Raw genomic sequence first — 18,481 nt, 5'->3', positions numbered from 1 at the left:
TCTGGAGTCATAGCCCATCAGCGGGTCGGCGGTAGGTAATCGCAAGAAAACCAACCCGTTCGTGTTCGTTCACGACGAAGCGCTGGGGAGGCCCGACTCAGCGCTTGCCAGGCATATGCAAGGCAAGCGTTCCGTTCAGATAACGACAGAAGGATTAATCCAATGACGAACGTTCAGCGTTCTCGCCGTCAGGTGCGGCTGTCTCGCGCCCTCGGCATCGCACTGACCCCCAAGGCTCAGCGCATCTTCGAAAAGCGTCCGTACGCTCCTGGCGAGCACGGCCGTGACCGCCGCCGCACCGAGTCCGATTACGCGGTGCGTATGCGCGAAAAGCAGCGTCTGCGCGCTCAGTACGGCATCTCCGAGAAGCAGCTTCGCGCCGCTTACGAGAAGGCCACCCGTACTGCCGGCCAGACCGGTAACGCCATGCTGACCGACCTCGAGACCCGTCTCGACAACCTGGTGCTGCGTGCCGGCTTCGCCCGCACCACCGCCCAGGCCCGTCAGTTCGTGGTGCACCGTCACATCCTCGTTGACGGCAACATCGTGGACCGCCCGTCCTACCGTGTCAAGCCCGGCCAGACCATTCAGGTGAAGGCCAAGAGCCAGACCATGGTTCCGTTCCAGATCGCCGCCGAAGGCGTGCACCGTGACGTGCTGCCTGCGGTCCCCGGCTACCTCGACGTGAACCTGCCGTCCCTGAAGGCCACTGTGACCCGTAAGCCGGAGGTCGAAGAGATCCCGGTGCAGGTCAACATCCAGTACGTGGTCGAATTCTACGCCCGCTGATCCGGGCCCTCTGGTCAACAAATCCAGGACATACCGCTCGAACCCCGCGCTTCTTTCGAGAAGCCGCGGGGTTCCTGCGTTGTAGGCGATTACTGGCCGCACACCGCCTGACGAATCATCGTCGCGTACGCATAGGCACCGGTCATATTCGAATGGATGCCGTCATCGTTGAGGTATTCGCTATGACCTTCGCTATACCCATGCCAATCGATGATGCCCACGTTCTTGTTCTTCTTGGCGGCCTCACGCAGCATCGTATTGTTGTTGTTCTCCTGCCACGGGTATGGCATACGGATGGTGATGAAGTATGTCGGCTTGCCGCCGGTCAGGTCAATGAGCTGTTGCACTTCCTGCTCATTCGAAATCACGCCGTTCGTGCCGAGGCCAAACACCACCACACTGCCACTGTGGCCGGCAGCGGTGTCCTGCTGATACACATCCACCGCCTGCGGCATCTGACGGTTCGGCAGGCCATCGATAAAAGCGTTCGGGAATGCGGCCTGGATGGCGTCCGAAGTACCCGACGTCACTGAATCGCCGACCATCATCATATCCGCGTTGCAGCTTTCCGTTGCCGGATCATAGGCGTACTTCGAAATGTCAAGATTGTTTGGCACCTTTTCCGCAATCGGTTTGATGGTGGGCGGCTGAGAATCCGAACCGTTCTTATTCGCGTCAGCGGTATTGGTTTCGCCGTTCGCGGCATTCGTGGCAGAAGACTCGGGCTCGGGCTTCGCCGGTTTCTTGACCGGCTTGGCGGGTGCCGCGAGTTCGGGGCGCAGCTGAATGGCTCGCGCTTGAGCGATGCCATTCCAGTCCACCGGTGCCCACGTCAGCGCCACAACGGTCACCAATCCGATAACCGACATGACCCACGCGCCCGGACGCAGCTGGTAGCCGGCTTTCGGCAGCGGCTTGGCGTGTTGGCTACGAGGCATCTGCACCGATTTACGGGCCGCCTCGACCAGCTGGTAGAAGGCTTCCGACGCCGCCAACACCACGACGGCCTCAAGAACCCAACCCCACCACGGCAACGCCTGCGTTCGTGTCGCCGGGTTCATGAACTGCAGCAGCGGATAATGCATGACGTACAGCGAGAACGATCGCGACCCGATATAGCGTAGGGGAGCGCAACCCAGCACGTGCGACCAGATTGAGTCATTGTTCACGGCACAGGCCAAGGCGCACAACGATATGAACGCGGTAATCAGGTACACGCCTTGGTACATGTACGACAGATACCCGTTGGCGAACCAGAATCCGGCCAGCAGTGCCGCCAAAGCCGCGGTGCCAAGAACATTGCAGACGATAGTGAGACGGGTGCCCGTCTCGTCGCCGGCCTGACGTTCGATCCGCACTGTTTGCGAAGCCGCTCCAGCTTCCGCAACTTCCGTACCTCGCGAGGAAGACGCAATCCAGATAGCCAACAGTGCACCGGTGGCCAGCTCGGCGAGGCGAGTGTCGGTACCGTAATACACGCGGGAGGTATTGGCCGGGTCAAACAGCAACACCATGGCGGCGGTGGAAGCAGCCATGATGACAAGAATCGCCATGGAGCGCACCCATTTGGACTTGGTGATTTTGCCGAGCACCACCATCAGCAACGGCCAAATCAGATAGAACTGCATCGTCACGCCCAAGAACCACAGATGGGTCAGAGGAGAAGGCAATCCGGCCGCCTCGAAATACGGCACCTTGCGGAAGATGTACACCCAATTGCTGGCGAACAAGGCGCTTGGCAGCGAATCGGAAACCACTTTCTGCAACAGGCTGGGAGCGAACATCCAAGTGAGCCAAGGCACCACGGCAATGGTCGCCAGCATCACCGGCCATAAACGAGTAATGCGGCGGATCAGATATCGGCCATATCCAAAGGACCCGGTGCGGTCCACCATGTTCAGTACCGAACGTGTGGCAAGAAAACCGGTGATAACGAAAAACATCGTCACGCCGATGAATCCGCCCTGCAATAGCGACGGACGGGTGTGGAATGCTATGACTCCAAGAATCGCCAGAGCGCGCAGTCCATCGATACCCCTGAAATGGGTAGGCACAGACGATTGAGATGGTGCAGGTTTCAAGGTTATGCTCACATTACCCTAAGCGTACTCTCAGGAATCGTCAGGTATGCTACCCGGATTACGCATATCTCAGGTAGTGACCTATGCCGTTATGACTTCCGGCAACCCGCACCGAAACCGCCGGAATGGTGACATAATCAGAACCATGATTCTTCATCTGCATTTGGTCCGTCACGGACAGACCTATTTCAACCGATACAACCGTCTGCAGGGATGGTCGAATTCGCCGCTGACCGAGTCGGGCGTCGCCGATGCCGTCAAGGCCGGTGAGCGACTGAAAGGATTGACGTTCGCCGCCGCCTACTGTTCGGACACCACGCGTGCCCAGCAGACGGCCGAGAAAATTCTCGACATCAACGAAGCCGCGGGTAACCCGCGCCCCGCACTCGTGACGGACATGCACTTCCGCGAGCAGTTCTACGGCTACTACGAGGGACTTGACATGGCCATGGCCTGGTACGCCGCGGGAGCACCCCACGGCGTCAAAACCTACAACCAAATCGTCGAGAAGTTCGGGTTGGGGGCCTCGCGTGATTTTCTCAAGGAAGCCGATCCCTTCCACGATGCGGAATCCGATGAGGAATATTGGACGCGCGTCGAAGGCGCGTTCCGTCTTATCGCCGACAACCCGAATCTCAAGGACGGCGACGATGTGCTGCAGATTTCGCATGGCAACACACTGCTTAGCCTCGGTCACCGGTTCGGCGGCCCTGACCTCGATCTGAACGAACGCCCGGCGAATGGTTCGGTAACCGTGATCGACTTCGACACCGACAAGCCGTTCGGCGAAGCCGTGACCATCGTTTCGTACGGCAAGTAGCAAATAGCAAGCAATACATATCGAATAGCACGTACGGTCCACGGCGGCACGCCGCAAACGAAAGCGTCAGCAGGACAGCCTTTCGCCTATAGCCGCATACGCCCACGCGCACGGTTTTCGCCCTGCGCATGCAATGGTATGCCAAGAAATAGGGAAGGAGTGCTACCCTTAGGCGAGTAAGTGTGACCGCAAGGAGGAAACAATGGGAGTCGGAGAGATCGCTGGCCTGATCGCGGCCATCGCGTTCGCAGTATTGGCCGGTTTCATGATCTATCCGCTGATCAGGCTGGGCAAGATGTTTGATCAGATATCGCGGACGGTCCGGGAGTCCGGTGAACACGCCATCCCCGCGCTGGACGAAGGCGTGACCACCGTCAAGCAGGTCAACAAGTCGCTCGAAGACGTGAACAAGATTTCCGCCGCGGCTTCCACCACCGCCAACAACGTTGGTGCGTTGACCGATCTGTATGGCTCCTTCCTCGGTAAGCCCGTCATCAAGATCGCTTCCACCTTCTACGCGCTGAAAACCACGGGTCAGTCCTTCCTTGCGAAGAATGCCGCGAAAACCACCGTCAACGACACCGCCGAGAAGGGGGAGTGATGTTCAAACGCATCTTCTGGGTCGGCGTCGGCGTGGCCATCGGAATCGTTGCCGTCACCAAGGCACAGGCCTATGTCAAGGCCAATACGCCTGATGCGGCACGCCAGTTCCTGCTTGGCCCCGATCAGGACAATGTGCCGATGAAAACACTCGAAGGGTTGGTCAACGAGTTCAATGCCACCCGTCGAGCCCGAGAGGCTGAGCTCAACCGTCAGTACATCGAGCGCGCCAACTGACACGCGCATGCCGCCTTGCCATCTAGTCACTGAATCAGCTAGAACAAACTAGCCCTCATAATCCAGTCTTTTTCCACCAATACCAGGCGCAACTGCGCCCATTACCCAAACAAGGAGTTCATCCGCTCATGCGCACTGCGGACATCGCAAAGCGATACCTCGATTATTTTGCCAAGCACGACCATCTCATCGTGCCCTCGGCATCCCTGATTTCCCCGAACCCCACCACGCTTTTCACCATCGCCGGCATGGTGCCGTTCATCCCGTACCTGATGGGTGAGCAGACCCCGCCGAAGCGCCGCATGGCCTCCAACCAGAAGTGCGTGCGTACGCTCGACATCGACGAGGTCGGCAAGACCACCCGCCACGGCACCTTCTTCCAGATGCTCGGCAACTTCTCCTTCGGCGACTACTTCAAGGAAGAGGCCATCCACTACGCCTGGGAGCTGCTCACCACCTCGCAGGATGAGGGCGGCTACGGCTTCGACCCCGAGAAGCTGTGGATGACCACGTTCACCGACGATGACGAAGCCCGTTCCATGTGGATCAACGAGGGCGTGGACCCCGAGCACATCCAGAAGATGGGCATGGAAGACAACTTTTGGACCACCGGTGGCCCCGGACCCGGCGGCCCCTGCTCCGAAATCTACGTGGACCGCGGCCCCGCCTTCGGCAAGGAAGGCGGCCCGATTGCCGACGAGAACCGCTACATCGAGATCTGGGACCTCGTGTTCGAGAACTACGAGGTCGACAACGTCAAGTCCAAGACCGACCTGCACATCGTGGGCGAGCTTGAGAACAAGAACATCGATACCGGTGCCGGCTTGGAACGTCTGGCCTACCTGCTGCAGGGCAAGAACAACATCTACGAGACCGATGAGGTCTTCCCGGTCATCGAGGCCGCCGAGCAGCTCTCCGGCCTGAAGTACGGCGAGAACGAGGACGCCGACGTGCGCTTCCGCGTGGTCGCTGACCACGTGCGCTCCGCCCTGATGATCATGTCCGACGGCGTGCGCCCGTCCAACGTGGGCCGTGGCTACGTGCTGCGCCGCCTGCTGCGCCGCACCGTGCGCTCCATGCGCATGCTCGGCGTGACCGATCCGGTGCTGCCCACCCTCTTCCCGACCTCCAAGACCGCCATGGAGGCCAGCTACCCGGAGCTCAACGACACCTTCCATGAGGTGTCCGAATCCGCGTATGGCGAGGAAGACGCCTTCCGCCGCACCCTTGAGACCGGCACCACGATTCTCGACGTGGCCGTCAACAAGGCCAAGAGCGATTCCGCCGAGCCCGTCGTGGCCGGCGAGGACGCCTTCAAGCTGCACGACACCTACGGCTTCCCGATTGAGCTGACCCTCGAGATGGCCGCCGAACAGGGCGTGAAGGTGGACGAGGCCAAGTTCCGCGAACTCATGGCCGAGCAGAAGTCCCGCGCCCGCGCCGACGCCCTCAAGAAGCGTCACAACGTGGATCTTTCCGTTTACGACGACTTCAAGAAGACGCTCGTCAGCCCGATCGACTTCCTCGGCTACACCGACATGTCCGCCCGCGCCAAGGTGATCGGCATCATGCAGGAAGGCAAGGGTTCCGTGCCCGCCGTGACCGGCCCGGCCAACGTCGAGGTCATCCTCGACCGCACCCCGTTCTACGCGGAGGCCGGCGGCCAGCTCGCCGACCAGGGCGAGATCCTGTCCGACGACGGCGCCGTGCTCGAAGTCGACGATGTGCAGAAGCCCATCAAGGGCCTCATCGTCCACCAGTGCCGTCTGACCGAAGGCACGCTGGTCGTCGGCGCCGAAGTCAACGCCAACATCGACCTGGCCCGCCGTGGCGCCATCGCCCGCTCGCACACCGCCACGCACATGGTGCACAAGGCGCTGCGTGAGGAGCTGGGCCCGCAGGCCACCCAGCGCAGCTCCGAAGACGCCCCGAACCGTCTGCGCTTCGACTTCCAGTGGTCCAAGGCCCCGGCCAAGTCCGTGATCTCCGCAGTCGAGGAGCGCGTCAACGACAAGCTGCGCGACAACCTCGCCGTGACCACCAAGGAAATGAAGTTCGACGACGCCATCGCCCTCGGTGCCATGCACCTGTTCGGTGAGAAGTACGGCGACATCGTACGCGTGGTCTCCATCGGCGAAGACGGCTGGAGCCGCGAGCTGTGTGGTGGTACCCACGTGGACCACGTTGGCAAGATCGGCATGGTCAACATCCTGTCCGAAGCCTCCATCGGCTCCGGCGTGCGTCGTGTCGACGCCGTCGTGGGCCAGGGTGCCTATGACTTCAACGCTCGTGAGCACGCGCTGGTCTCCCAGCTGTCCGACAAGCTCAACGCTCGCCCGGACGAGCTCGCCGAGCGTGTGAACGCCCTGCTCGCCAAGCTCAAGGAATCCGATCGTCGCTTGGCCTCCATGTACGAGTCCCAGCTGGCCGCCTCGGTTCCGGCGCTGGTTGCTGACACCAAGAACTCCGCGGCCCCGGTCAAGGTGGCCGTCAAGAACGTGGGCCACTTCGGCGCGGTCGATGCCCTGCGCAAGACCGTACTTGACGTGCGCGCCCAGCTCGGTGAAGACGCCCCCGTGGTGGTGGCCCTCGCCGGCGTGAACGAGGATGACAAGCCGATGGTCGCCGTGGCCACCAACGAGGCCGCCCGCAAGGCCGGCATCAAGGCCGGTGATCTGGTGCGTGGCGCAGCCAAGGTCCTCGGCGGCGGTGGCGGCGGCAAGCCGGACTTCGCCCAGGGTGGCGGTGTCGATGCCTCCAAGATCGACGAGGCCCTCGAAGCGCTCAAGCACGAGGCGCAGAAAGCCTGATTCCGCCAGTGGTGTGGTTAGGCGTTGATTTGGGTAATGCCCGGGTCGGACTGGCACTGTCCGACCCGGAGCTTACCTTTGCACACCCTGCTGGCAACATTCATGTTGCCGGCGACTATTTCTTTGCTATTGACGAGGTCCTGAACGTCATCGAAGACGAACATGTGGACCATGTAATCGTCGGACTGCCCCTGCAGATGGACGGTACAGAAGGCAAAAGCGCCAAAAAAGCGCGCAGGTGGGCGGCCAATCTGGAGAAGAGGCTGCAAGCAGAGAGTGAAGACAGTGATTCTACGGAGTATCAGATTCCGCAGGTATCATTGATAGATGAGAGATTGACAACAGTCAGTGCGCATCGTCAGCTGTTCGAGGCCCATAAAGCTTCGAACAAGCACAGGCCGGTGGTTGACCAGCAGTCGGCAGTGGTGATTTTGCAGACGGCACTCGACCGTACCCGGGAGCAGTGAGGTATCGGTTATGACCGATGATTTTAACGAGTTCTTTGATGACAACACGCATTGGGTCGAACAGGGGTCAGAACCAATGCGCGGGGCCGAGCCGCCAGAACCGCCGAAATCCCGCAAGGAGATGCGCAAGCGACGTGCACAGCGCAGGCGCAAGCGTATCAGTGGCATTATCATCGCTATCGCCATCGCCGCCCTTCTTATCGGCGGCGGCTATTTCGGCGTAACCAAGCTCATCGCATGGCGCGACAGCCGGAGCAACCAGTCGACGGCCATCGCGGACTATCCGGGACCGGGCTATGGCGAGGTCGAATTCACCGTGAGCGAGGGCCAAGGCGCGGCGGAGATCGCCGATAATCTGCTCAAGGCCGAAGTCATCAAGTCTACTGCCGCGTTCACCAGCGTGGTCAACGCCAATAGCGCGACACTCTATCCGGGAACGTTCACATTGAAGAAGCATATGGCCGCATCCGATGTGATCGCCGTTCTCTCCGACACCAACCGGGCGGCGGACTTCCTCGAGGTTCGTCCCGGTGAACGTGCCACCGATGTGTTCGCCAACGCCGCGAAGCTTTCCGGCATTGCCCAAAGCGAATTCGATACGATTATCAAGAACAAGGGTAAGGATATTCTGCCCAATGAAGCGGGCGGTAGCTTTGAGGGATGGCTGGAGCCGGGAACCTACAACGTCAAGAGCATGAAGAGCGCTTCGGAAATCCTCAAGGCCATGGTCGATAAGCGTATCGCCAAGTTGGATGAATTGGGCGTGCCGACCGGCAGTGACCGCGAACGGGTGATGATCATCGCCTCTATCGCCGAGGCCGAGGTCAACAAAGCCGATTACTACGGCAAAGTGACGCGAGTCATCGAGAACCGTTTGGAGCAGGGCATGTCGTTGGGCATGGATTCCACCGTGGCCTATGGCAATAACGTCAAGCCCGCGCAGGTGACCACCGAGATGACCCAGGACGAGTCCAACCCGTACAACACGTACAAGATCTCCGGCCTGCCGCCTACGCCGATCAGCAATCCCGGCGATAGCGCCATTCAAGCGGCACTGCACCCCGAAAGCGGCAATTGGCTGTACTTCTGCACGGTCAATCTGGACACCGGCGAAACCAAGTTCGCCGTAACCGCCGATGAACATGACCAGAACGTGGCCGAACTACGCAAGTGGCAAGCCGAAAACCAGTAGTCACCTCATTGACTCCCCTCGCCGAGGGGGGCTGTCCGCAAAGCGGACTGAGGGGAGTAATACGGGATTAAGCCCCAACAACCACCGCCACAATCGCGCCCGCCAATATCACCGGCACATACGGCACCTTGCCCGCATGTGCCGGCGATGTGCGTTGCGGGTCGAATCGCGTCCACAAGGCAATCCATGTGATGCCGGCAACGCCCATCGCCAGCCACCAGACCACCACAGGCAACAGGCCAAACAGTCCGACAGACAATCCCATAGGTATCAAGGCGGTCACATCACCGAATCCCAACGACCGCGGCACCAGCAACGCCAACGCGAACTGGATTAGGCAACATAGCACGGTGAACAACAGCGCCTGCAACAGCACGAACAGGTCGTTCACCACCACTCCATACGCGAAATCGGCGGCCAGCTGAAGCAACGCGCCCACAGCCACCCACGCGATCGGCACCCGCCGATGACGAACATCCTCAATGGACAGTGCAAGCCCACATAGCAGACCGGGTAGCGTGAACAGGTATGGCATGGCTTAACATTAACCCCTAGTTAGACGTACACATAGACGTACACACATGAAACGAGGGAAGTTATGCTGCGTTGGCAGACGGCAGGGGAGTCTCACGGAGAAGCATTGGTGGCCATGATTGAAGGGTTGCCGGCCGGCGTGCGTATTAGCACGGACGATATCGTTTCCGCACTGGCACGCCGTCGACTTGGATATGGTCGCGGTGCCCGCATGAAGTTCGAGCAAGACAAGGTCCGTCTGCTGACCGGTGTACGCCACGGCCTGACCCTCGGCTCGCCGGTGGCCATCGAAATCGCCAACACCGAATGGCCGAAGTGGACCGAGGTCATGAGCGCTGATGCACTCGACCATGACCTGCCGCGCGAAGGCCGCAATGCGCCCCTGAGCCGCCCACGCCCGGGCCACGCCGATCTGACCGGCATGCGCAAGTATGGTTTTGATGACGCCCGCCCGGTACTGGAGCGCTCCAGCGCCCGTGAGACCGCCTCCCGCGTGACCTTGGGCGAGGTGGCCAAGCAGTTCCTGGATCAGGCGTTCGGCATCCGCACCGTAGCCCACGTGGTGGCGCTCGGTGGCGTGCAGACCAACCCCGACCTGCCCCTGCCCACCCCCGATGATCTGGAAGCGCTTGACGCCTCGCCTGTCCGTACGCTGGACAAAGAGGCCGAAGCCCGCATCATCGAACGCATCAACGAGGCCAAGAAGGCCGCCGACACGTTGGGCGGCGTGATTGAAGTGCTCGCCTACGGCGTGCCCGCAGGCATCGGCACCTACGTGGAGTCCGACCGTCGTCTGGACGCGGCTCTGGCCTCCGCGATTATGGGCATTCAGGCGTTCAAGGGTGTGGAGATCGGCGACGGCTTCCTGGAAGCCTCCCGCCCCGGTTCGCAGGCGCACGATGGGATCGTGGTCAACGCCGACGGCCGCATCGACCGTCTGTCCAACCGCGCAGGCGGCATTGAAGGCGGTATGTCCAATGGCCAGGTGATTCGCGTACGCGGTGCCATGAAGCCGATTCCGTCCATCCCCAAGGCCCTGCGTACGGTCGACGTGCTGACCGGCGAATCCGCACAAGCCATCAACCAGCGTTCCGACAGCACTGCCGTGCCTGCGGCATCCGTGGTGGCCGAGGCCATGGTGCGTCTGACTTTGGCGAAGTACGCGCTGGATAAGTTCGGTGGAGACAGTGTTGCCGAAACACGGCGCAACCTTGAGTCGTATCTCGCCTCGTGGCCGGAGCACATGCGCTGAACGAAGTGGAGTATGGTTTCGTGACGACTGCCGCGGAACCATCAGCAATTGTACTCACCAATCGTCGAGAGGATTCGTAGATTATGACCGCACGCCCCCGCGCCGTCATCATCGGCATGATGGGAGCCGGCAAAACACGTGTCGGTAAGGAAGTGGCGCATATGTTGCGTCTGCCGTTCGCCGATGCCGATGTGGAGATCGAACGTGAAGTGGGCATGAAGATTCCCTCCTACTTCGAGGAATACGGTGAGCCGGCATTCCGCGAGGTCGAGGCCGATTTCATCGCCGATATGCTTGAGGATTTCGACGGTATCTTTTCGCTGGGCGGTGGCGCTCCCATGACGCCATCCACCCAGCATGCCCTCGCCTCCTACATCGACCATGGCGGTCGTGTGGTCTACCTTGATGCCGATCCGGCGGAAGCCATGGAACGCGCGAACCGTGGGGGAGGCCGGCCCATGCTCAATGGCGACGCCAACTCCCGTTGGAAGAAACTGTTCAAGCAGCGTGACCCGGTATTCCGCGAGGTCGCCAACGTTCATGTCCATACCCGGGGACTTACGCCTCAGGGCGCAGCGAAGAAAGTGATTGATATGGTTTCTGAGCGAGCAGTGCATGTTACCGGAGCGGCAATTGAGCCGTATGATGTGGTCATTGGCGAAGGTGCCATGAATCATCTGGTCGACGTGCTGGGACCCAAGCCCGCCAAAATCGCGCTTATCCATACCCAGCCGGTGCAGCGACACTCCGATCGTGCCCGCGCCCTGTTGCGTCAGGGCGGCTATGAGGTTTCCGACATCGTGATTCCGGATGCCGAACCCGGCAAGACCATTACCGTGGCCAACGGCATTTGGGAACGCCTTGGCAACGAAGGTTTCACCCGATCCGATGCCGTGGTGGGGCTTGGCGGCGGTGCCGCAACCGATTTGGCCGGTTTCGTGGCTGCCACGTGGATGCGCGGCGTGCGCTATGTGAACTGCCCGACCTCGCTGCTGGCTATGGTCGATGCCTCCACCGGTGGCAAAACCGGCATCAACACCCCGCAGGGCAAGAACCTCGTCGGCTCGTTCTACACGCCTGCCGGTGTGCTGGCCGACACCAAGACGCTGGCTACGCTGCCCAATGACATCTTCATCGAGGGTCTCGGCGAAGTCGCCAAATCCGGTTTCATCCGCGACCCCGAAATCCTGCATATTCTCGAAGACCACGCAGCTGAACTGCGCGCTTTCGACGGCTCTACATTCCTCGGCTCGCCGCTCGAAGACGTGGTTGCCGAGCTCATTGAGCGCACGGTAAAGGTCAAGGCCTACCACGTCTCCTCCGATTTGAAAGAGAAGGGTCTGCGTGAATTCCTCAACTACGGGCACACGATGGGCCATGCCATCGAAAAGCTCGAGCACTTCCGCTGGAGGCATGGCAATGCGGTGGCCGTCGGTATGGTGTATGCCGCCGAGCTGGCCCATCTGATCGGTTACATCGATCAGGATCTGGTTGACTATCACCGCTCGTTGCTCGCTTCGCTGGGTCTGCCGACGTCGTGGAATGGCGGCTCGTTCGACGACGTGCTCGCATTGATGCATCGCGACAAGAAAGCCCGTGGCAACGAACTGCGCTTCGTGGTCCTCGACGAGATTGGTCACGTCGTACACCTCGACAACCCGCCCGCCGAAGCCGTAGAAGAAGCATTCCGTCGTATCCAGCAGTAATTGAACGGCCGTAGGCCGTGCCGTTCGCCATCCCCTCAGAAAAAAGTACTTGGCTCCCCTCTAACGGAGGTGCCCCGGAGTCGGATTTACCTGCTACCTCCCTCTGATGAGGGAGGTGCCCCGAAGGGGCGGAGGGAGAGAAGCACAAACAAAAGGAGTCCCAATGACCAAAGTCATCGTTGTCAATGGCCCCAACCTCGGACGTCTCGGCGTCCGCCAGCCCGACGTCTACGGTCGTCAAGACCTCGACACCCTGCGCAAGCTCTGCGCCGAATGGGGCAAGGACCTCGGCCTCGAAGTCGAGGTGCGCCAGACCGACGACGAAGCCGAAATGGTGCACTGGATGCACCAAGCCGCCGACGAGAAAACCCCGGTGGTCATGAACCCCGCCGCCTTCACGCACTATTCGTATGCTCTCGCCGACGCCGCGCACATGGTCATTGATGAGAACCTGCCGCTTATGGAAGTCCATATTTCCAACCCGTCCGCCCGCGACGAGTTCCGCAAGCGTTCCGTAATCAGCCCTGTGGCCACCGGCACCATCACCGGCATGGGTTTCTACGGCTACAAGCTCGCGCTCGATGCTGTGGCGCACTTGCTGAGCGAATAGAACCAAGCCCTCCAGCCAATCCCGGGTAGCAGTCGACGTTGCGCCCGGGATTCCTGTTACCTGAGGAAACCATAAGCGTCCAAGTAAAAGGAAGCCATGACTCTCACCGCCACGGAACGTGATCTCGTCGATGCCGCGTCACGCTGGTTCGACGCCCACCGCGCACAGTTTGCCGATGAACTGTATAAGCTGCTGCGCTATCCGTCAGTTTCCGACGAATCGGACCCGAATCCTCGTCCTGGTGCGCCCTATGGACCTGAAGTGCGCCGTGTATTCGACCATATGCTGGCCAAGGCAGGACGAGACGGGCTGCCTACGCGCGACTACACCGGCCACGTCATGGAAGTCGTTTATCCACAGGAGAACGTGGAGACCGACCGTGACATCGCCTTCGTCGACCACCTCGACGTAGTCCCCGCCGACGACGGTTGGACGCACGATGCCTTCGATCCGCAGGTTATTGGCGATATTGTTATCGGTCGCGGCTCATTGGACAATAAAGGCGTCGCGCTGACCAACTATTTCCTACTCCGTTTCTTCAAGGAACACGACCACCGTTTCCGCCACCGCGTACGTATACTGTTCGGCGGCTCCGAAGAGATCGCGCTCAACGACATCAAATGGTTCGTCGCCAACATCGGCGCGCCGTACCAGGCCATCGTCACCGATGGTCCCTTCCCGGTGAACAATATCCAAAAAGGACTGCTCGATGTGGATGTCGAATTGCCGGTCGGGCCGCAATTGCGCGGTTGGCATGCCGGCACCGCCACTAACACGGTTCCCGGGGCCGCCGCAATCACCCTCACCGGCGTCGACGAATCTACCGTGCGGCAAGCATTCTGCCAGAGCGGCAACATCGCTCCAGATATCGCCGAGCGATTGCATATCAACGCAACAGCGCAAGGCGTCACGATTGAGGCCACCGGTGTTGCCGGTCATGCCTGCCAACCGTCTGGTACCGTAAACGCTATAGCGGTGCTCACTACGGCGCTTGCCCAGTCCGGTCTGCTCGAAGGCCGTGACCTCACTGCAGCGCAGGCGATTGCCCAATGGACAAAAGACTCATATGGCACCGGCTTGGGTATCGATTGCGAGAATGCGGAAAGCGGACCGACCACCGCCAATGGTGGTTTGATTATGCCGGCGAATGAGTTCGCTGAAGCAGACAAGGTATTAGGCGCGGTATCGGGTGAGACTTCTGAAGATGCCATCGTATTGCACTTCGACATCCGTTATGCGGTAGGCCAGGCACACGAACAAATCATCGGGCGTATTCAAGCACAAGCCGAAGCGGCGGGCGGCCGCATTGTCGACATCCTTAACGATGACCCATACTACGTGCAGGCTGACGACCCGCGTGTCCAGTTGCTCACCGCAACCTACAACGACGTGCTCGGTTGCGAGGCTCGACCCGTGGCTGTCGGCGACGGCACCCACGCCCGCTTTATCCCGCGCGCACTCAACTTCGGTCCCGAATTCCATGCCGACCATGTGCCGGCGGTCGACGGCATCGACCTGGAGACCCCGCCATTCATCGCACCAGGTGCCGGCAACGCGCACGGCGCCGATGAATGGGCCTCGCTGAAAAACCTGAAAACAGCGTTTGTTCTATATGCGTTAGGCCTAGTGCGTCTCGACCAATACCTGCAATAGCTGGCGGATAAGACGTTTGACGTGATTATGACCTTGCGTATGCTTTTTGGCGAGCCTACTATTCGTATCGTTCAAGTATGCCATGTCGGGGCTGACGCGTCTGGCGAACACGCCGAGTCACATGCGGATGATAGAGTGAAATTCCATGGTTAGAAGAACACATGGTAATTCTCAAGAACACGTCACCAAGCATATTTTCGTCACTGGCGGCGTTGTTTCCTCTCTCGGCAAGGGCCTGACCGCATCTTCGCTCGGTCGTTTGCTGCGCAGCCGCGGTATCCATGTTCTGCAGCAAAAGCTCGATCCGTACATCAACGTCGACCCGGGCACCATGAACCCGTTCCAGCATGGTGAGGTCTACGTGACCGAAGACGGTGCCGAAACCGATCTCGACATCGGCCACTACGAGCGTTTCCTCGACGTCTTCCTGAGCCAGAAGGCCAACGTCACCACCGGTCAGATCTATCAGGAAGTGCTGCGCAAGGAGCGCGCCGGCGAATACCTCGGCCAGTGCGTGCAGGTCATCCCGCACATCACCAACGAAATCAAGTCTCGTATGCGCGCCCAGGCTTCCGATGACGTGGACGTGATCATCACCGAAATCGGTGGTACCGTCGGCGACATCGAGTCCCAGCCCTTCCTTGAGGCCGCCCGCGAAGTGCGTCGCGATCTCGGCCCGGACAACTGCATGTTCGTGCACGTTTCCCTGGTGCCGTACATTTCCGCCGCCCACGAGCTCAAGACCAAGCCCACCCAACATTCCGTGATGATGCTGCGTCAGCTCGGCATCTCCCCGGACGCCCTCGTGCTGCGTTCCGACCGCCCGCTCAACCAGTCCATCAAAGACAAGATCTCCCTGATGTGCGACGTCGATGCCGAAGGCGTGGTCAACTGCGTGGATGCGCCGAGCATCTACGATGTGCCGAAGATCCTGTTCGAGGAGGGCCTCGACGCCTATGTGGTGCGTGAGCTCGGCCTGCCGTTCCATGACGTCGATTGGGATGAATGGGCAGATCTGCTTGAGCGCGTCCACCACCCCAAGCACGAGGTCAACATCGCCATCGTCGGCAAGTACATCGATCTGCCGGACGCCTACCTGTCTGTCACCGAGGCCATCAAGGCCGGAGGCTTTGCCAACTGGGCCAAGGTCAACGTCAAGTGGGTTGCGGCCGATCGTTGCGAAACCACCGAAGGTGCGGCCGCCGCTCTCGACAACGTCGACGGCATTGTGATCCCCGGCGGCTTCGGCATCCGCGGCATCGACGGCAAGATCGGCGCCCTGAAGTTCGCCCGCGAAACCAAGCTGCCCGCCCTCGGCCTGTGCCTGGGCCTGCAGTCCATGGTCATCGAATACTCCCGCCACGTGCTGGGCATTGAAGACGCGAACTCTTCCGAGTTCGAGCCCGATTGCGCCAACCCGGTGATTGCCACCATGGAAGAGCAGAAGGACATCGTGGCCGGCAAGGGCGACATGGGCCACACCATGCGTCTTGGCTCCTACCCGGCTGAGCTGGAGGAAGGCTCGCTGGTCGCCGAACTGTACGGCACCACGCATGTCACCGAGCGCCACCGCCACCGTTACGAAGTCAACGTGGCCTACAAGGATCGTCTGCGCGAAGGCGGCCTGCGCATCTCCGGCCAGAGCCCGGACGGCGAGCTCACCGAGTTCGTGGAACTGCCGCAGGACGTGCATCCGTTCTATGTGGCCACCCAGGCTCACCCGGAGTTCAAGTCTCGCCCGACCAAGCCGCACCCGCTGTTCGCCGGTCTGGTCAAGGCCGCACTCGACCATCAGGCGGCGCGCTGACTCACTTTCGTGCCGTGCATAATATCGCGGCATGATGTGCTGGCTGCCGTCATCGGCGTAGCGCAAGACATACGGTAAAGATGCGGTGGCGAAACATCTAATGATGTTTCGCCACCACGTCTTTTTTTGTTGTATGAGCAGCACGCAGCATGATGTATTGGAAGGCGACGGTAAAAATTTACCGTTTCTATGATGTGTTGGTAGTATGCAGATAACGCTTAGTAGGCCATCGCAGAAAGACCGACCATGACCGAGCACCTTGATGACTCGACCCAGCAGTTTGCGCCTCTGTTTGGTGCGAATAATGCCGTCAGCGGCACTGTGGCAGGACAGTGTGGATGCTGCTGCATCAGATTCCATTCAGGGCGATGAGATGAGGAAGCGCCGCATCTGGCCGTGGGTGGTGATTGCTTGTCTGCTGGTTGCCTTGGGGGCTGCCTGTGGCGGCGGTGTTTGGTTCTTCCAAGATCACGTGCTGCCTGGCACAACGCTATGGGGAAATTCAGTTACCGGCAAAACCGAGCAGGAGATTGCCGACCTAATCAACGACCAGGTCGACAACACCGCGGTACGAGCGAAATACCAGGGGCAGTCGGCGACGTTCACGCTGAAAGATCTCGGCATCGAAGTTGATGGTGAAGCAATCGCATCCGATGTCATCAATGCCCAACGCGGTGACGCATGGTGGCAACAGTATGCGTTCTGGATTACGCATGATGTGGCCCCGCAAATCAATCCCGAGCTCGCTGATGGCAGTGTGGTAGATAAGGCGCTGAACATTGATGCGCAAGAACCTGTTGACGCGCAAGTCGCATTGAACGATAACAACAGTGGCTTCAACGTTGTTGTGGGAGAAAATGGCCAGGGAGCCAACGCCACGAGCATTGCGAAGCAAGCCATTTCCACAGTGGAGTCATTGGGCAGTGTCCAGCCACAGACCGTTCGGGTGGAACTCGACGTAACCGAACCGACGATTACCAATGCAATTGCCGATGAGGCGAAAACCACGCTGGAAACCATAGTGAACAATGCAGTGGCCATCAAGGTGGCGGATAAAGACATCGCCACCGTGAATGCGTCCATGCTGGGTTCGGCCATGCGCATCGACGCCAACCAGCAGTCAAAGCTGAAAGACAATGAAGTACGTAATGGCTACGTGGTCTTTGATGCCGATAAGCTGCAGCAATACTATGACGAGCAAATCAAGCCGAATCTCAAATTGGAACGTGAAGACAAGAAGGTCGTCGTCAATAATGCTGGCGAAGTGCTGAGCACTGAAACAGAAGGCCATGATGGCATTGTGATTGCCGATGGCGCGGATACGGAGGTTGGTGCTCGCTTGGCTCAGGTGCTGGCCACGGGAACTGGCTCAGTGAATGTGGACGGCAAGGTCGATCCCAAACAGGAAGTCAAGGTCACTCATCGCGTGGTGATTGACCTGTCCGACCATAAGCTCTATGCCTATGAGAATGACACGGTGGTCAAAACATTGAATGTCGTGGTCGCGGAGGGCAATGACAACGTCACCGGCGAATGCGTTGGCATGATGTGTACGCCGACAGGTGACTTCAACGTATGGCAAAAGTTGCCCAGTCAAGATATGAGCGGCACGCTGAATCTTGCCGATGGCACGGTGGAAACATGGGATGTCAAAGACGTGGGCTTCGTCAACTACTTCTCCTCCGGTTGCGCAATCCACCGTATTGCCGGCGGATATGTAGCGGATGCCGTAATGCCCTCCATTGCCAACGGATCTCATGGTTGCGTGGGCATCGGATGGGATGTGGCCGAATGGTTCTACAACTGGTGCAATATGGGCACGAGCGTGCATATCCAAGTGTGATATGCAACAGTGTGATATGTAACAAATACGGCATGCAGTGGTGCGACACATAATGCCGCATACGCGATGTTCGGTGTGCA

At 59.8% G+C, this 18,481-nt stretch carries 14 protein-coding genes and 1 pseudogene; 13 read left to right on the top strand and 2 right to left on the bottom strand.

Annotation, left to right across the window (positions count from 1 at the left end; all coding sequences use genetic code 11):
• The first annotated feature begins 162 nt into the window (after nt 1-162).
• Nucleotides 163-789: a 30S ribosomal protein S4 gene (rpsD, locus tag ACEUKI_RS07655; protein WP_007052130.1), complete on the top strand. Its 627-nt coding sequence runs from the start codon at nt 163-165 to the stop codon at nt 787-789.
• Between the two features lie 89 nt (nt 790-878).
• On the opposite strand, the gene ACEUKI_RS07650 is transcribed toward rpsD, so the two are convergent.
• The gene (locus tag ACEUKI_RS07650; RefSeq protein WP_144169280.1) at nt 879-2,843 is read right to left on the bottom strand and encodes an acyltransferase family protein; all 1,965 of its coding nucleotides are present in this window, start codon (nt 2,841-2,843) and stop codon (nt 879-881) included.
• Nucleotides 2,844-3,015: 172 nt separating this feature from the next.
• Here ACEUKI_RS07650 and ACEUKI_RS07645 point away from each other — a divergent pair, with 172 nt between their 5' ends.
• From ACEUKI_RS07645 to mltG, 6 genes are all read left to right on the top strand, one after another.
• Nucleotides 3,016-3,690 carry a histidine phosphatase family protein gene (locus ACEUKI_RS07645; protein WP_007055085.1) on the top strand — a complete coding sequence of 225 codons (675 nt, stop codon included), beginning with the start codon at nt 3,016-3,018 and terminating at the stop codon, nt 3,688-3,690.
• 202 nt (nt 3,691-3,892) lie between these two features.
• Complete coding sequence (locus ACEUKI_RS07640; RefSeq protein ID WP_080784904.1) at nt 3,893-4,291, top strand: DUF948 domain-containing protein; 399 nt, start codon at nt 3,893-3,895, stop codon at nt 4,289-4,291.
• Nucleotides 4,291-4,527: a hypothetical protein gene (locus ACEUKI_RS07635; RefSeq protein ID WP_007053386.1), complete on the top strand. Its 237-nt coding sequence runs from the start codon at nt 4,291-4,293 to the stop codon at nt 4,525-4,527. The genes ACEUKI_RS07640 and ACEUKI_RS07635 overlap by 1 nt, the downstream gene beginning before the upstream one ends.
• A 128-nt stretch (nt 4,528-4,655) precedes the next feature.
• Nucleotides 4,656-7,337 (top strand): alanine--tRNA ligase, encoded by a 2,682-nt coding sequence (gene alaS, locus ACEUKI_RS07630; RefSeq protein ID WP_374156673.1) that lies wholly within the window; start codon nt 4,656-4,658, stop codon nt 7,335-7,337.
• A gap of 8 nt (nt 7,338-7,345) precedes the next feature.
• Complete coding sequence (ruvX, locus tag ACEUKI_RS07625) at nt 7,346-7,804, top strand: Holliday junction resolvase RuvX (protein WP_007053384.1); 459 nt, start codon at nt 7,346-7,348, stop codon at nt 7,802-7,804.
• A 10-nt stretch (nt 7,805-7,814) separates the two neighbouring features.
• On the top strand, nt 7,815-8,996 hold the full coding sequence (mltG, locus tag ACEUKI_RS07620; RefSeq protein ID WP_080784902.1) for an endolytic transglycosylase MltG: 1,182 nt from the start codon (nt 7,815-7,817) through the stop codon (nt 8,994-8,996).
• A gap of 67 nt (nt 8,997-9,063) precedes the next feature.
• Here mltG and ACEUKI_RS07615 read toward each other — a convergent pair whose 3' ends face one another.
• Entirely contained in the window at nt 9,064-9,531 is a 468-nt protein-coding gene (locus tag ACEUKI_RS07615) for a prepilin peptidase (protein WP_080784901.1), read from the bottom strand.
• Between the two features lie 63 nt (nt 9,532-9,594).
• Between ACEUKI_RS07615 and aroC the strand changes: the two genes are divergently transcribed.
• From aroC to ACEUKI_RS07585, 6 genes and pseudogenes are all read left to right on the top strand, one after another.
• Nucleotides 9,595-10,782: a chorismate synthase gene (aroC, locus tag ACEUKI_RS07610; RefSeq protein WP_080784900.1), complete on the top strand. Its 1,188-nt coding sequence runs from the start codon at nt 9,595-9,597 to the stop codon at nt 10,780-10,782.
• Nucleotides 10,783-10,865: 83 nt separating this feature from the next.
• Nucleotides 10,866-12,488, top strand: coding sequence for a bifunctional shikimate kinase/3-dehydroquinate synthase (locus ACEUKI_RS07605; RefSeq protein ID WP_080784899.1), 1,623 nt, complete (start codon nt 10,866-10,868; stop codon nt 12,486-12,488).
• 163 nt (nt 12,489-12,651) lie between these two features.
• Entirely contained in the window at nt 12,652-13,098 is a 447-nt protein-coding gene (aroQ, locus tag ACEUKI_RS07600) for a type II 3-dehydroquinate dehydratase (RefSeq protein WP_007053380.1), read from the top strand.
• Between the two features lie 96 nt (nt 13,099-13,194).
• The gene (locus ACEUKI_RS07595; RefSeq protein WP_374156672.1) at nt 13,195-14,751 is read left to right on the top strand and encodes a Sapep family Mn(2+)-dependent dipeptidase; all 1,557 of its coding nucleotides are present in this window, start codon (nt 13,195-13,197) and stop codon (nt 14,749-14,751) included.
• Between the two features lie 145 nt (nt 14,752-14,896).
• On the top strand, nt 14,897-16,558 hold the full coding sequence (locus ACEUKI_RS07590) for a CTP synthase (RefSeq protein ID WP_007052143.1): 1,662 nt from the start codon (nt 14,897-14,899) through the stop codon (nt 16,556-16,558).
• A 246-nt stretch (nt 16,559-16,804) separates the two neighbouring features.
• Nucleotides 16,805-18,401 (top strand): annotated as a pseudogene (locus tag ACEUKI_RS07585) (L,D-transpeptidase).
• The last annotated feature ends 80 nt before the right edge of the window (nt 18,402-18,481 follow it).

The organism is Bifidobacterium sp. 2450 (assembly GCF_041900695.1).
Lineage (GTDB): Bacteria > Actinomycetota > Actinomycetes > Actinomycetales > Bifidobacteriaceae > Bifidobacterium > Bifidobacterium longum.
This window is presented reverse-complemented; position numbering and strand designations above follow the sequence as displayed.